The organism is Faecalispora jeddahensis (assembly GCF_000577335.1).
Taxonomy (GTDB): Bacteria; Bacillota; Clostridia; order Oscillospirales; family Acutalibacteraceae; genus Faecalispora; species Faecalispora jeddahensis.
The window spans coordinates 24,277-36,753 of sequence record NZ_CBYL010000034.1 but is presented as its reverse complement, the minus strand read 5'-3'; the positions used below and the strand labels follow the sequence as shown (position 1 = coordinate 36,753).

The 12,477-nt window shown below is 54.2% G+C and carries 13 protein-coding genes and 1 riboswitch; of the genes, 3 read left to right on the top strand and 10 right to left on the bottom strand.

The window, feature by feature from the left end; translation table 11 throughout:
* The 3 genes from TY09_RS12780 to TY09_RS12770 all read right to left on the bottom strand — a co-directional run.
* The coding region (locus tag TY09_RS12780; protein WP_042435063.1) for an IS30 family transposase at positions 1-718 on the bottom strand (718 nt) is incomplete at its 3' end.
* A 478-nt stretch (positions 719-1,196) separates the two neighbouring features.
* Positions 1,197-2,291 carry a redox-regulated ATPase YchF gene (gene ychF, locus TY09_RS12775; RefSeq protein WP_042435061.1) on the bottom strand — a complete coding sequence of 365 codons (1,095 nt, stop codon included), beginning with the start codon at positions 2,289-2,291 and terminating at the stop codon, positions 1,197-1,199.
* Positions 2,292-2,371: 80 nt separating this feature from the next.
* Positions 2,372-3,157, bottom strand: coding sequence for a heparan-alpha-glucosaminide N-acetyltransferase domain-containing protein (locus TY09_RS12770; RefSeq protein ID WP_042435059.1), 786 nt, complete (start codon positions 3,155-3,157; stop codon positions 2,372-2,374).
* Positions 3,158-3,374: 217 nt separating this feature from the next.
* Here TY09_RS12770 and TY09_RS12765 point away from each other — a divergent pair, with 217 nt between their 5' ends.
* The 3 genes from TY09_RS12765 to thiT all read left to right on the top strand — a co-directional run bounded on the left by TY09_RS12765 (position 3,375) and on the right by thiT (position 5,338).
* The gene (locus TY09_RS12765; protein WP_009059719.1) at positions 3,375-3,770 is read left to right on the top strand and encodes a thioesterase family protein; all 396 of its coding nucleotides are present in this window, start codon (positions 3,375-3,377) and stop codon (positions 3,768-3,770) included.
* 23 nt (positions 3,771-3,793) lie between these two features.
* Positions 3,794-4,456: an HAD hydrolase-like protein gene (locus tag TY09_RS12760; RefSeq protein ID WP_009059707.1), complete on the top strand. Its 663-nt coding sequence runs from the start codon at positions 3,794-3,796 to the stop codon at positions 4,454-4,456.
* A gap of 24 nt (positions 4,457-4,480) precedes the next feature.
* Positions 4,481-4,592: riboswitch (TPP riboswitch) on the top strand.
* Positions 4,593-4,768: 176 nt separating this feature from the next.
* Positions 4,769-5,338, top strand: coding sequence for an energy-coupled thiamine transporter ThiT (thiT, locus tag TY09_RS12755; RefSeq protein ID WP_042435057.1), 570 nt, complete (start codon positions 4,769-4,771; stop codon positions 5,336-5,338).
* 269 nt (positions 5,339-5,607) lie between these two features.
* On the opposite strand, the gene TY09_RS12750 is transcribed toward thiT, so the two are convergent.
* From TY09_RS12750 to TY09_RS12715, 7 genes are all read right to left on the bottom strand, one after another.
* Complete coding sequence (locus tag TY09_RS12750; protein WP_042435054.1) at positions 5,608-6,366, bottom strand: DUF975 family protein; 759 nt, start codon at positions 6,364-6,366, stop codon at positions 5,608-5,610.
* A 380-nt stretch (positions 6,367-6,746) separates the two neighbouring features.
* A complete protein-coding gene (ilvC, locus tag TY09_RS12740) occupies positions 6,747-7,754 on the bottom strand; it encodes a ketol-acid reductoisomerase (RefSeq protein ID WP_042435048.1) in 1,008 nt (335 codons plus the stop codon).
* Positions 7,755-7,822: 68 nt separating this feature from the next.
* On the bottom strand, positions 7,823-8,326 hold the full coding sequence (ilvN, locus tag TY09_RS12735) for an acetolactate synthase small subunit (RefSeq protein WP_009059655.1): 504 nt from the start codon (positions 8,324-8,326) through the stop codon (positions 7,823-7,825).
* Between the two features lie 16 nt (positions 8,327-8,342).
* Positions 8,343-9,962 (bottom strand): biosynthetic-type acetolactate synthase large subunit, encoded by a 1,620-nt coding sequence (ilvB, locus tag TY09_RS12730; protein WP_009059713.1) that lies wholly within the window; start codon positions 9,960-9,962, stop codon positions 8,343-8,345.
* A gap of 347 nt (positions 9,963-10,309) precedes the next feature.
* Positions 10,310-10,708 carry a cupin domain-containing protein gene (locus TY09_RS12725; RefSeq protein WP_042435045.1) on the bottom strand — a complete coding sequence of 133 codons (399 nt, stop codon included), beginning with the start codon at positions 10,706-10,708 and terminating at the stop codon, positions 10,310-10,312.
* Between the two features lie 15 nt (positions 10,709-10,723).
* Complete coding sequence (locus TY09_RS12720; RefSeq protein WP_020072771.1) at positions 10,724-11,656, bottom strand: transketolase family protein; 933 nt, start codon at positions 11,654-11,656, stop codon at positions 10,724-10,726.
* The gene (locus TY09_RS12715) at positions 11,649-12,464 is read right to left on the bottom strand and encodes a transketolase (RefSeq protein WP_042435041.1); all 816 of its coding nucleotides are present in this window, start codon (positions 12,462-12,464) and stop codon (positions 11,649-11,651) included. Before TY09_RS12715 ends, TY09_RS12720 begins: the two co-directional genes overlap by 8 nt.
* Positions 12,465-12,477 lie beyond the last annotated feature (13 nt).

The window sequence follows — 12,477 nt, the reverse complement described above, 5'->3', positions numbered from 1 at the left end:
CGTCTTTGAATCCCGCAAATTCACAGCCGTTATCCAGTGTAATTGACAGAACTGGCTTGTCTTTTAATGAACTGCATAAGGTTTGTTTTGTTTCTTTCGCGCTTTTATTTTGAATGAGAGATAAAATTAAATATCTGCTTTTCCTATCCACAAGAGAAATTAACCCGCCCTTGTTTAAACCTCCCAGTATGGTATCTCCTTCCCAATCACCTATACGGTTTCTTTCGTCGATTTCATTTGGTCTGTCACCTATTCGGTGTTCCGGATGGATGGCAGCACTCGAGCCCCGAATATATTTTTTCTTCCCTTGCCTGCGAAGGTGCTTCTTCCTGCTGTAACCTTTAATTAAATCCTTTTTTAATGCATTATAAATACTGCTGTATGTTATCTTTTCACCTGGGTTTGTTTCATTCCATTTTGCCGCTATTATCTCTGGAGACCAGAACCGATTTAATCCTTCACAAATAAATTGCCGTAGTTTTTCATCCTGACCGATACGACTTTTTCTTCCGCATTTTTTTCGTCTCCAAATATACAGAGAACACCCCCACCATGCGTTGTATGAACCGTCCTTTTTCCCGTTTCGCTTCAATTCACGGCTAATACTCGAAGGGTTCCTTTTCATCTCTCTTGCTATTTGGCGAATGCTTTTCCTTTCCTGCCGTTTAAACCATAGACTTTCCCGTTCTTCCAGTGTAAAATGTTGATATGGCTGCATGATAACCTCCGGTTAAAATGGTGTGTGGTAACTTCATTTTATACCTTGGTTGTCTTGCAGTCTATTCTAAATCTAACCGTGTTGCTCTTAATATTATAATCTGCCCTCTCCCCTTTGGCGAGCCTTTGCTTACTTTCGCCTCGCTGCGAAAGTAAGTGCCCGCCCCGGCATGAGGGGCAAGCCCGCGCCAGCAGAATTTCCCTGTGAGGTAACTCACAAAAAATTTGCTCTTTCATCATCAAGAATGAAAAGAAAAAAGTCTCGTCCCGGCAAGGGGCAAACCCTGCGCCAGCAGAAACCCACGCGGGGGCACCCGCAAAAATAAATCCGCTCTCTCAAAACAAATCGTAAAAACGAATCTTCCACACCAACAAAAAACTGCGGTGAAACCCCACAAAGAAAAACTCACTCTTTCAGGCCAACACCGATAAAAAAGAAAAGCCCCGCTCCAATCCAGGAGCGGGGCTGAAAAAATCACTTATACATTAAAGCGGAACAGCACCACGTCGCCGTCCTTCATCACATACTCCTTGCCTTCGGAACGGACAAGGCCCTTTTCTTTCGCGGCCGCCATCGTGCCGCAGGCCATCAGATCGTCGTAGGCCACAACCTCCGCGCGGATAAAGCCGCGCTCAAAATCAGTGTGGATTTTACCGGCAGCCTGGGGAGCCTTCGTTCCCTCTTTGATCGTCCAGGCGCGCACCTCCTGCGGGCCGGCGGTCAGGTACGAAATCAGGCCCAGCAGAGTGTAGCACTCGCGGATCAGGCGGTCAAGACCGGATTCCGAAAGGCCCATGTCCTCCAGGAACATCTGCTTTTCCTCCGGCTCCATGCCGGAAATTTCGGCTTCCACCTCCGCACAGATCGGCAGAACACCTGCGTTCTCCTGCCTGGCCAGCTTCTCGACCACAGCAAAATACGGATTATTCTCCACGCCGCCCTTAAAATCGGCGTCGCTCATGTTGGCCGCATAAATGACCAGCTTGTTCGTCAGCAAAGACACCGTAGCCAAAAGCTCCGCCTCTTCCTCGGTGCACTCCACGCTGCGTGCGGTATGGCCCGCGTCCAGCTCGGCGCGGACGCGCTCAAAGAACTCGCATTCCGTCTGGTACTTCTTGTCCGCCTTGAGCATCTTGCGGGTTTTGTCCAGCCGGCGGTCGAGCACCTCCATGTCAGAGAGGATCAGCTCCAGATTGATCGTTTCTATGTCGCGCGCGGGGTCTACACTGCCGTCGACATGAATGATATCGTCGTCCTCAAAGCAGCGGACAACGTGAACGATCGCGTCCACCTCGCGGATATTCGCCAAAAACTGGTTGCCCAGGCCCTCCCCCTTAGAGGCGCCGCGCACCAGACCCGCAATGTCCACAAACTCGATCGTGGCGGGGGTGTATTTTTCGGGGTGGTACATCTCGGCCAGCTTGTCCAGACGTTTGTCCGGCACGGCCACCACACCGACGTTCGGCTCTATAGTGCAAAAAGGATAGTTGGCGGACTGCGCCCCGGCGTTGGTAATGGCATTGAACAGCGTGCTCTTTCCAACGTTAGGCAGCCCGACGATTCCCAGCTTCATTTCACTCATCAACCTCTTTCTCTCGCATAAAACATTTAACTCTTATTATATTCTTTTTCCGCGATACACGCAAGGCTCTTTCAGCCAATCAGCCCCAGCCGCTCCAGCAGCCACGCAAAAGCGTAGATCACCGGCTGATGCGCGATGTAAATCACCAGCGCCCAGCGGCCCATCTGCGAAAAAAATGGAACACGGCTGCGGTACATCCATTTCGGGGCCAATCCCGCGGCCACCGGCCTGCCCACCATGGTTCCCGCAAGGAACACAAAGCCCCAGGACAAAAGCGGAAAATAATCCGACGATGAGAACGAGGAATCATAAAAGCCCAGCGGGAACAGCCACTTTACATGGTAAATCGCCTCCGGCAGGGGAATCACCGAAACCGGGCCGAACCCCAAATAACCCGACGGGATGGGCCGTGTAAAGAAATAAAGAACAAAGCACAGCAGAACCAGCAGCCACGAAAAGGGGATTTTTTTCTGATATTGCCCCAAAAGGCCGTACAGGATCATGCACACCGCCAGAAAATGCAGAATGCCGAACCAGATGGCATACTGGGGCGTGACGAGGGCGGTGACAAGCGTAACCACAAGCGCGACCGCAAACAGCCGCAATCCCCGCCGCAGATTCGATCGCGAAAGCAGAGAAGAGATTCCCGAAATAAAAATGAACAGCGCCGCAAAAAACGGCTCCGCCGGGGTAAAAAAGCGGAACAGCACCATCATCCATGAAATCTGGTACAGAAAGGCAAAGGTGTAAAACGCGTGGTAAAATACCATGCAGAACACGGCAAAACCGCGCAGCTCGTCCATCAGGTGAAGCCGGGGGCGCGTAGCTGCCGCCGGGGACTGTGTGCTTTCGTTCAAGTTGATTCCTCCCGCCGAATCCCAAAAGTGGTTGTCAATATACAAAATCTGCCGGATTTTTGCGGGAACATAAGCAAAATTACCGCTTCAAACCAGAGCCGTACCGTGTTATACTAGACTCAGGCAGATTTGCCCTGAATTGTCCGGTGCGTCAGTCCGCGCCGGTATCCAAAGATATCATTTTATTTTATTATATCGAAGGAAAGGAAGAATTACAATGAATGAACTGAAAATTGGACAGACGATTTCCCAGGATTATACCGTTACCTCCGCCGATCTGGCCTCCAAACTCGGCAGCGGCAGCGTAGACGTGCTTGCCACGCCCCGACTGGTTGCGCTGATGGAAGGCGTTTGCGCCCGGATGCTGAACACCTATCTGCCGGAGGGGATCACCTCGGTAGGTTCCGAAGTGCATATAAAGCATCTGGCGCCCACGGTTGAGGGTGTTACCATCCATCTGACGGCAAAGCTGATCGAAAGCGACGGCCGCAAATTCACCTTTGAGGTAGAGGCATCTGACAATGTGGGCCTGATTTCCACCTGCACGCATGAGCGCGCCAGCATCAAGCGTGAGAATTATCTGAAAAGAGTAGCGGAACGCGCCAAGCAATAAACCTCTGACGAAAGGAACTCCCGATGAAACCTGTTTACCCCATCGTTTTATTTGATCTGGACGGCACCCTGACCGAATCCGGCCCGGGCATCCTGAGCTGTGTAAAGGAAACCATGCAGCGCCTGGGGGTGCCGGAGCCGCCGCCGGAGATTCTGCGCACCTTTATCGGCCCGCCGCTGTTTCAAAGCTTTTCGCAGACCTGCGGCCTGCCGGACGATGTGAGCGACCGGGCGGTGAAGCTGTACCGCAGCCTTTACGAAACCGATGGCCTTTACAAAAACTCGGTGTACCCGCATACCTTCGAGCTGCTTTCCGCTCTGCGGGGCGCGGGAGCAAAGCTCTGCATCGCCACCTCGAAGCCCCTGCCGCAGGCAAACCGCGTGGCAGAGATTTTTAAGCTGGCCCCGCTGGTGGATTTTGTCGCGGGCCCCGCCGGCAGCGAGGAGCGCGCTAGCTCAAAGGCAGAGCTGATCACCTCGTGCGTGGAGCGCTTCTCAGCCAAGCCGCAGAACGCGGTGATGATCGGCGACACGAAGTTCGACGCCGAAGGCGCACGCCTGGCAGGCACGGATTTTATCGGGATGCTGCACGGCTACGGCACCCGCGAAGAGATGCAGGAGCAATTTTCCGGCGCGCGGTTCGCCGCGGATTTTATAGAGCTGGAACGCTTGCTCTTGACAAACTGAGCGGATACGGATATAGTGATATTGGAACTGAATACGGGGCGCTGCGTATACGCGGCTGAGATGAGGCGGATTGACGCCTATGTCCCTTTGACCTGATCTGGATAATGCCAGCGTAGGAAACTTTTGCAGCACAGCAAGACGCATTGTGGTATTACCCGCAATGCGTCTTTTTGCGTGCGGCATGTTTTTCAGGAAAGATCGCAGTTCACACTTTGGGTTTCCGCTACCGGAACAGCGGACGCGCCTGGAACGATCCTCCTTCACTGTTCTGATGGAAGATTCGGTATCAATCGGCGCGAGGAAGGATCTTTTATGAAAAAAAACAATACCATCATTCTGGTGGAATGCGCGCTGATGATCGCGCTCTCCACTGTTCTGAGCATGATCAAGGTATTCGAGCTGCCGCAGGGCGGTTCGATCACCCTGGCCAGCATGGCGCCCCTGGTGCTGGTTTCTTACCGCCACGGGGTCAAATGGGGCCTCGGCACCGCTTTTGTTCACAGCCTGCTGCAGATGCTGCTGCAGTTCAACGCCCCGCCCGCAAAAACGCTCACCGCGTTCGCTCTGGTGGTACTGCTCGATTATGTGCTGGCCTTTACCGTGCTGGGCAGCGCGGCATTCTGGGGCAAGCCGATCCGCAATCGTTCGGCCAGCATTGCATTCGGCGCGGCAATCGCCGTATTCCTGCGCTTTCTGTGCAGCTTTGCCTCCGGCATCCTGATCTGGGGCGAGTACGCGCCCGAGGGAACGCCTGTGTGGCTGTATTCTCTGATTTATAACGGAAGCTATATGCTGCCCGAACTCGTGATCACCTCCGTCGTCACCGTCGCGCTGGTCAAGGTGCTGGACCGTACCGGAAACCGCTCCGCTCACGCGGCATAAGCGCTCTTACCAAAGGCCGGAGGGCTTGTTTGGAGAAGTCGCCAAAGTTGGGACAGACCTGTCAACAAATGCGGGGGCTTGTCATAAAATACATTAGGTGAGCCGAACGCCTTCTTCCATTTCATGTTCCTCCTATTTCAAATATAGTTCACCGTACAGAGGTAAAAAGGGGAAAACCGCACTGCGGTTTTCCCTTCGTTTTTTGATACATATCAGCCGCCGAAACCTGTGTAAGGCAAGGCGCATATCGCTTTCCCGGCAAACCTGAGTTACAGGCCCAGTTCCTCGGGCTGCACCATGCCGGTCTGAATCGCACGGTCGCGCAGGAAAATATACAGCTCTGCAAGCGTTGCGTAATAATACGGCATAATCAGAGCCAAACCCAATGTAACCACAATATTCGTTAAGAATATGGGCGCAGAAGCCATCTCCAGAACGATCGACACAGCGATCGGGATTAAAAACCAGCCGATAAAGGAAAGGGACAGCACAAGGATCGCACCCTTTTCCCCATCGGTCATCAGGCGGCTGATCTGCCGTACCCGCCGGCCCGAAAGCCGGGGATTGTCAGACAGCAGAAACGGAACCATGATGTACTGCAGCGCCTTGTAAATACCGGGGATGATCAGCAGCAGCGTCCACAGGCCGATGAACAGGTTGGTCACAAAGCTGGTGAGCACCACGTTGCCATACCCGTTCCGAAAGCCCAAAAACACATCGGAAAACTGCCCCGCGTCAAACCGGTTGCGTACAAAAAAGCCGTACACTCCCACAATCAGCGGAAAAAGAATAAAGATATTCAGCAGCAAGAAACCCAGATTATACCCCATGAACACGCCGGGCGCAACCTCAGGCACACCATTCTCCAGTCCAGATATCCACTTATCGTTGACCTCACCGTAACCGGTAATCCATTCTATCAGCGAGGGGACGATCATAATCACGGCAGAAACCAGGAATGCCATCCAATACTTTCCGCCCCGGATTGCCGCTTTCGCATTGCTCTTCACAATCTCTCTACTCCACATTTTCTAGTAAGACCCCTTTCACTCTTTTCTGTATCATACGATACAGCCCTTGGCCACTATGCCTAAACGCGGCCACAGTGCCTATCATAAATTTCCCATTGAAAGGCAGGGCCAGCCTGTCAGCCCTTGCGCTCCCGGCGCTCTGCCATGCTTGAATTTTATGCTTCTGCCCCATTCGGCGGCGCCTGACACCGCCGCAGCTTCCTTCCTTAAGATAGCAATCTTCTGTTTCCCTGGCGGCCAACCGCCGCTCTTTCATGGTATGATTCTTCTGCCCAAATTGCAACAATAAAGGATCAGGCGATCGGTGTTGTCCGACCCTGCCTGATCCCTTGTTACCGATACTGTACTGCGTTATTAATTAGATTGTTCCGCCCGGATTATTCGGCGTATTTGTCCTCTTCGCTCCAGGAATACATCTTGCGCAGCTCTTTACCAACGGATTCTAACTGATGCTCCGACTCAATGCGGCGGCAGGCGTTGAAATGCGCACGGCCGTTCTTGTTCTCTGCGATCCACTTGCCGGCAAAGGTACCGTCCTGAATCTCGCTGAGAACTTTCTTCATTTCCTTCTTGGTCTCTTCGGTGATCAGGCGCTTGCCGGTCTCGTAATCGCCGAATTCCGCAGTGTCGGAAATGGAGTATCTCATCAAAGAGAAGCCGCCCTTGTAGATCAGGTCAACGATCAGCTTCATCTCGTGAATGCACTCAAAGTATGCGTTTTCGGGAGCATAGCCCGCTTCTACCAGCGTTTCAAAGCCGGCCTTCATCAGAGCGCAGACGCCGCCGCACAGAACGGCCTGCTCGCCGAACAGGTCTGTTTCGGTTTCGTCGCGGAAAGTAGTCTCCATCACAGCCGCACGCGCGCCGCCGATGCCCGCGCCGTAAGCCAATGCTACATCAAGCGCATGGCCGGTGTAATCCTGCTCAACCGCTACGAGGCAGGGAACACCCTTGCCCTCCTGGAATTCGCTGCGAACGGTGTGTCCGGGGCCCTTCGGGGCGATCATGAACACATCCACAAACTTGGGGGGCTTGATCTGGCCAAAATGAATGTTGAAGCCATGTGCAAACGCAATCGCCTTGCCATCTGTCAGGTTCGGCTCAATGTCCTTCTTGTACATCTCTGCCTGACGCTCATCGGGGATCAGAATCATGATAATGTCAGCAGCCTTGGTAGCCTCCGGTACGTTTAGAACCTTCAGGCCCGCCTTCTTTGCGCGCTCTGCGCTCTTGCTGCCCTCATAAAGGCCTACTACAACATCGACTCCACTGTCATGCAGGTTCAAAGCGTGGGCGTGGCCCTGGCTGCCATAGCCAATAATCGCTACGGTTTTCCCCTTGAGTACGTTGATATCGCAATCGGCTTCATAATAAATCTTCGGCATAACATGTTCCTCCTTCAGCAGGTATAAAATTTATAAGACAGAGTTCAAGTTTCGTTTGCCAAGTCCGCTCAAACGCTCTGTTTTCTGGTTACCTGGGGCCCCTGCTCCAGTGCGACTGTGCCCGTGCGGGCGATTTCCTTAATGCCGTAGGGCTTCAGCAGCGTCAGCATGGTTTCTATTTTTTCAGCGGTATCCGCAAACTGAATCGTGAGCGAAGTCAGGGATACATCCACCACGCGCGCGTGGAACAGCTCCGCAATCTGAATGATTTCGGGGCGGTACTGCGGCGTGCAGCTCACCTTAATCAGCGCCAGCTCGCAGCTGATGAACGGGCCGGTGTCGTCGAGGCGCTTGACCTTAATGACGGGAATCAGCTTGTTGAGCTGCTTTTCCACCTGTTCCATCACATATTCGTCGCCGTTGACGACGATCGTCATGCGGGAAATGGCGGGGTCCTCCGTCACGCCCACGGCCAGGCTGTCAATGTTGAACGCGCGGCGGGAAAACAGGCCTGAAACCTTAGACAGAACGCCGGGCTGGTTCTCTACCAGAACTGAGAGAGTATATTTCATTTCGGCTCCCTCCCTTTCAAATCGACGGCAAGGTCGGATCAACCTTGCAGACAAGCAGATACGGCTTATTGGATGCAAGCATTTTCCTGGCCAGCTCTTCCGCCTCGGGATTGTTCTCCGCCTGAGCGGATTCGATTCCGTAGGCCCTGGCCAGCGCCACGAAATCGGGGTTGCCGTGCAGCTCGGTGGCCATGTGCCTTCCCCCGTACTGCTTATCCTGAATCTCGCGCACCATGCCAAGGTGCTCGTTGACCATAACGATGATCTTGACGCCGACGCCGCTCTGCATGATCGTGCCGAGCTCGCACATCGACATCTGGAACGAGCCGTCACCGCAAACCGCCACAACCTGACGGCGGGGCTTTGCCAGCTTTGCGCCGATGGCCGCCGGGATCGAATACCCCATGGTGCCAAGGCCGCCGGACGTTAAAAAGCGCCCTTCCTTTACATTGAAGTTGTTGACGGACCAGATTTGGTTCTGGCCGACGTCCGCAACGAGAATCGCGTCGTCTTTCATCATCGAAGAGAGCATGCGCATGAACGAGCGCGGCTCCACATAATCCTGAGAAGGCTCCCCGTGCGGCACATCCGCCTGCCGCAGCTCCTGAACCCGGTTCAGCCACTCCTGCGGTGCCGCGTTGCTCACCTTATCCGCCAGGCTGTTCAGCACAAGGCGGATATCTCCCACAATCGGGATATGCGCGGTAATATTCTTGCCGATCTCCGCGGGATCCACATCAATGTGGATGATCTGCGACTTGCTGCCCAGCATTTCGGGGGCGATAATCGCGCGGTCGCCCACTCTGGCGCCGCAGAGAATGACCACATCGGCAGAGAGCAGCGCCTGATTGGCGCTTTTCTTGCCGTGCGAACCGACCATCCCCAGGTACGAATCGCTGTCCAGCGGAACGACGCCGATGCCCATCATGGTAGAAACCACGGGGATTCCCGTCTTCTCCACCAGGCCCATCAGCTCTTTTCTGGCGCCCGCCAGCACCACACCGCCGCCACAGCAAATCAGCGGCCTCTGCGCTCCGGCAAGCGCCTCGACAGCACGCTTGATCTGCAGAGCATGTCCCTGCGTGCGGGGCTTATATCCGATAATATCCGCGTGCTGTGGGTATTTGAACTCTTTGATCTGGTTTTGCTGCACATCCACCGGCACATCGATCAACACCGGGCCGGGGCGGCCTGTGGAAGCAATATGGAACGCCTCCTTAAACACGCGCGGCAGATCGGCAGTGTCCTTTACCAAATAGCTGTGCTTCGTGAACGGCTCACATGCGCCGGTAATATCGGCCTCCTGAAACACGTCACGGCCGAGCAGCTCGGAACGAACCTGCCCGGTGATGGCGATCAGAGGCACCGAATCCATATAGGCGGTCGCAATGCCCGTAATCAGGTTCGTCGCGCCGGGGCCGGAGGTAGCGATACACACCCCGGGCTTTCCGCTCGAGCGCGCATAGCCGCTTGCCGCATGACCGGCGTTTTGCTCCTGCCGAACCAGAACGTGCTGGATGGAGGACTGTGATAGCTGATCATAAAAAGGACAGATCGCCGCGCCCGGATAGCCGAACGTTAGGACGACCCCTTCCTGCTCCAGGCATTTCACCATGATTTCCGCTCCGCTGATCATCGTACTCCACCTTCCCACTTGTAATATTGATTTGATACGGATTCTCGATAAAACCAAGAATCACGATTGTTCTGCGAAATGCCGTTTCAAAAAAGATAAAATTATCCGGCTCTTTTCCATCCGCCTTCGGAGCGAAAAGAAGCCGCCATCTTAAAAGAGCATTCACTTTGAATTACTTTTTATTATAGTATGATACTTTAAATCAGTCAACTGAAAAAGCGGTGTGCCGCCTCCCAAAGGAACACGGCGCACCGCCTTACTTTTGTGCAATTTTGCTTATGCTACCGCAAGCGCAAAGCGCTGCTGCGGTCTCTTGATCCATTGGCGGTAAAACAACCGCTTGTGGTTTATTTTACCAGAGATTTCAATGTTTCAATCTGAACGGGAGTCAAATCGAGAATATCGCTGTTCTCCATGCCGGTGGAAACATCCTCAATCAGGATCATCTTGGTGTCCTTCTGGGTCACGGTGTTGTGCCACAGGGACTGAGGGATATTGTAAACCTTGAACGGCTCCATTTCCAGCGCTTCCATCTTGAGCTCGCCATCAGCCTCTTCCGCACTGATCAGGGTGCAGCGGCCGCTGAGCAGCACAAACAGCTCGTCGGTCTTATTGTGACGTTCCAGGCAATCGAGGCCGGTAATGTCGTTTGCGGGCTTCCAGTTCTTAATGCCGACAGTCCACTTCTCATTCTCGTAGACTCTCTGCATTCCTTCGCCGTTCATCTCAAAGCTTTGAATTTTCATGGTTGTATCTCCCTCTTATTTCAGCAATGCCTTGGCTTTTGCCACAATATTCTCCGGGGTGAGGCCGTAAATGCGGAACAAATCCGCCGGCTTGCCGGACTTGCCGAACTTATCCATTACGCCCACGCGGTCAAACTTCGCGCCGGACTTGCCCGCCAGGGCCTCTGCAACGGCGGAGCCGAGGCCGCCGATGACGGAATGCTCTTCCACAGAAACCACGGCACCGCATTTCTCAGCCATCTTGAGAATCGTCTCGTCGTCAAAGGGCTTGATGGTGTGAACGTTTACAACCGCGGCGCTGATTCCGTCAGCCGCCAGCAGCTCGGCTGCCTTGAGCGCTTCGGGAACCATCAGGCCGGTGGCGACCAGGCATACGTCGGTGCCGTCCTTCATGATATTCGCCTTGCCGGGGATGAAGGGAGTGCTTTCTTCGGTGATCACGTCGCACACGGGGCGCGCCACGCGGATATAAACAGGGCCGTTGATCTCCGCCGCGGCAAAGACGGCCTTCTTGGTCTCAATCGGGTCGCAGGGAACAAAAATGGTCATGTTCGGCACAACGCGCATCAGCGCCAAATCCTCAATGGACTGGTGGCTGCCGCCGTCCTCGCCGACGCACAGGCCGGAATGCGAGAAGCCGAACTTTACGTTGGCGTTCACATACGCAACTGAGTTGCGGATCTGCTCGTACGCGCGGCCTGTGCCGAACAGCGCAAAGGTGCTGGCAAAGGGGATCAGGCCGGAATGCGCAAAGCCCGCCGCCGCACAGACGAGGTTGGCCTCCGCAATGCCGAAGTTGAAAAAGCGGTCCGGGTATGCATCCAGGAACATGCTGCTCATGGTGGCGTGGGCCAGGTCGGCGTCCATCGCAACTACCTTATCGTTCTTTGCGCCGAGCTCAACGAGAGCCTCGCCGTACGCTACTCTTAAAGATTTTTTCTCAGCCATCGATCTCTACCCCCAGTTCCTTCATTGCCGCCGCAAAATCATCCTTAGACATCGGCTTGCCGTGCCATCCGTGGTTGTCCTCCATGAAAGAAACACCATGGCCCTTGTGGGTATGGCAGCAAATAAACTTGGGCTTGCCGACAACCGGCTTCTTGATCGCTTCTGTAATGGCGTCAATATCGTGTCCGTCCACCTCCAGGCATTCAAAGCCGAACGCGCGGTATTTTTCCATCGGGTCGCCAACGCTCATCACCTGATCGTTGCTGCCGTCAATCTGAAGATGGTTAAAGTCGAGAAGTACAGTCAGATTATCCAGCTTGTAATGGGCCGCGGACATCGCCGCCTCCCATACCAGGCCCTCCTGCATTTCGCCATCGCCGATCAGGGCGTAAACCTTGTAATCCGCCTTCTTGTATTTTGCCGCAAGCGCCATGCCGCCGGCGATTGCAACGCCCTGGCCCAACGAGCCGGTGTTGCAGTCAACGCCCGGGGTTTTGGTCATGTCGGGGTGACCCTGCAGGTGAGAATCTGCCTGACGCAGATGCTGAAGATCCTCCTTGGGGAAGAAGCCCTTGTCCGCCAGCACTGCGTACAGCGTGGGGCAGGCATGTCCCTTACTCAGTACAAAACGGTCGCGGTCTTCCATTTGCGGGTTTTTGGGGTCGTACTTCATTACATTGTTGTACAACGCCAACAGGATCTCTACACATGACAGGGATCCGCCGGGATGGCCCGACTGGCAGGCATAGAGCGATTTTAGAATATCTGCTCTAATCTGCTTGGCTTTTGCGTTCTGTTCGCTGTTCATTTCGATTACTCCT

Excerpts from the sequence above, each read along its gene's own strand:
- TY09_RS12765 (WP_009059719.1), top strand. The coding sequence starts at position 3,375 with ATGAATGAACTGAAAATTGGACAGACGATTTCCCAGGATTATACCGTT.
- TY09_RS12715 (WP_042435041.1), bottom strand. The coding sequence starts at position 12,464 with ATGAACAGCGAACAGAACGCAAAAGCCAAGCAGATTAGAGCAGATATT.
- thiT (WP_042435057.1), top strand. The coding sequence starts at position 4,769 with ATGAAAAAAAACAATACCATCATTCTGGTGGAATGCGCGCTGATGATC.
- ilvC (WP_042435048.1), bottom strand. The coding sequence starts at position 7,754 with ATGCCGAAGATTTATTATGAAGCCGATTGCGATATCAACGTACTCAAG.
- ilvB (WP_009059713.1), bottom strand. The coding sequence starts at position 9,962 with ATGATCAGCGGAGCGGAAATCATGGTGAAATGCCTGGAGCAGGAAGGG.
- TY09_RS12750 (WP_042435054.1), bottom strand. The coding sequence starts at position 6,366 with ATGTGGAGTAGAGAGATTGTGAAGAGCAATGCGAAAGCGGCAATCCGG.
- ilvN (WP_009059655.1), bottom strand. The coding sequence starts at position 8,326 with ATGAAATATACTCTCTCAGTTCTGGTAGAGAACCAGCCCGGCGTTCTG.
- TY09_RS12760 (WP_009059707.1), top strand. The coding sequence starts at position 3,794 with ATGAAACCTGTTTACCCCATCGTTTTATTTGATCTGGACGGCACCCTG.
- ychF (WP_042435061.1), bottom strand. The coding sequence starts at position 2,291 with ATGAAGCTGGGAATCGTCGGGCTGCCTAACGTTGGAAAGAGCACGCTG.
- TY09_RS12720 (WP_020072771.1), bottom strand. The coding sequence starts at position 11,656 with ATGGCTGAGAAAAAATCTTTAAGAGTAGCGTACGGCGAGGCTCTCGTT.
- TY09_RS12725 (WP_042435045.1), bottom strand. The coding sequence starts at position 10,708 with ATGAAAATTCAAAGCTTTGAGATGAACGGCGAAGGAATGCAGAGAGTC.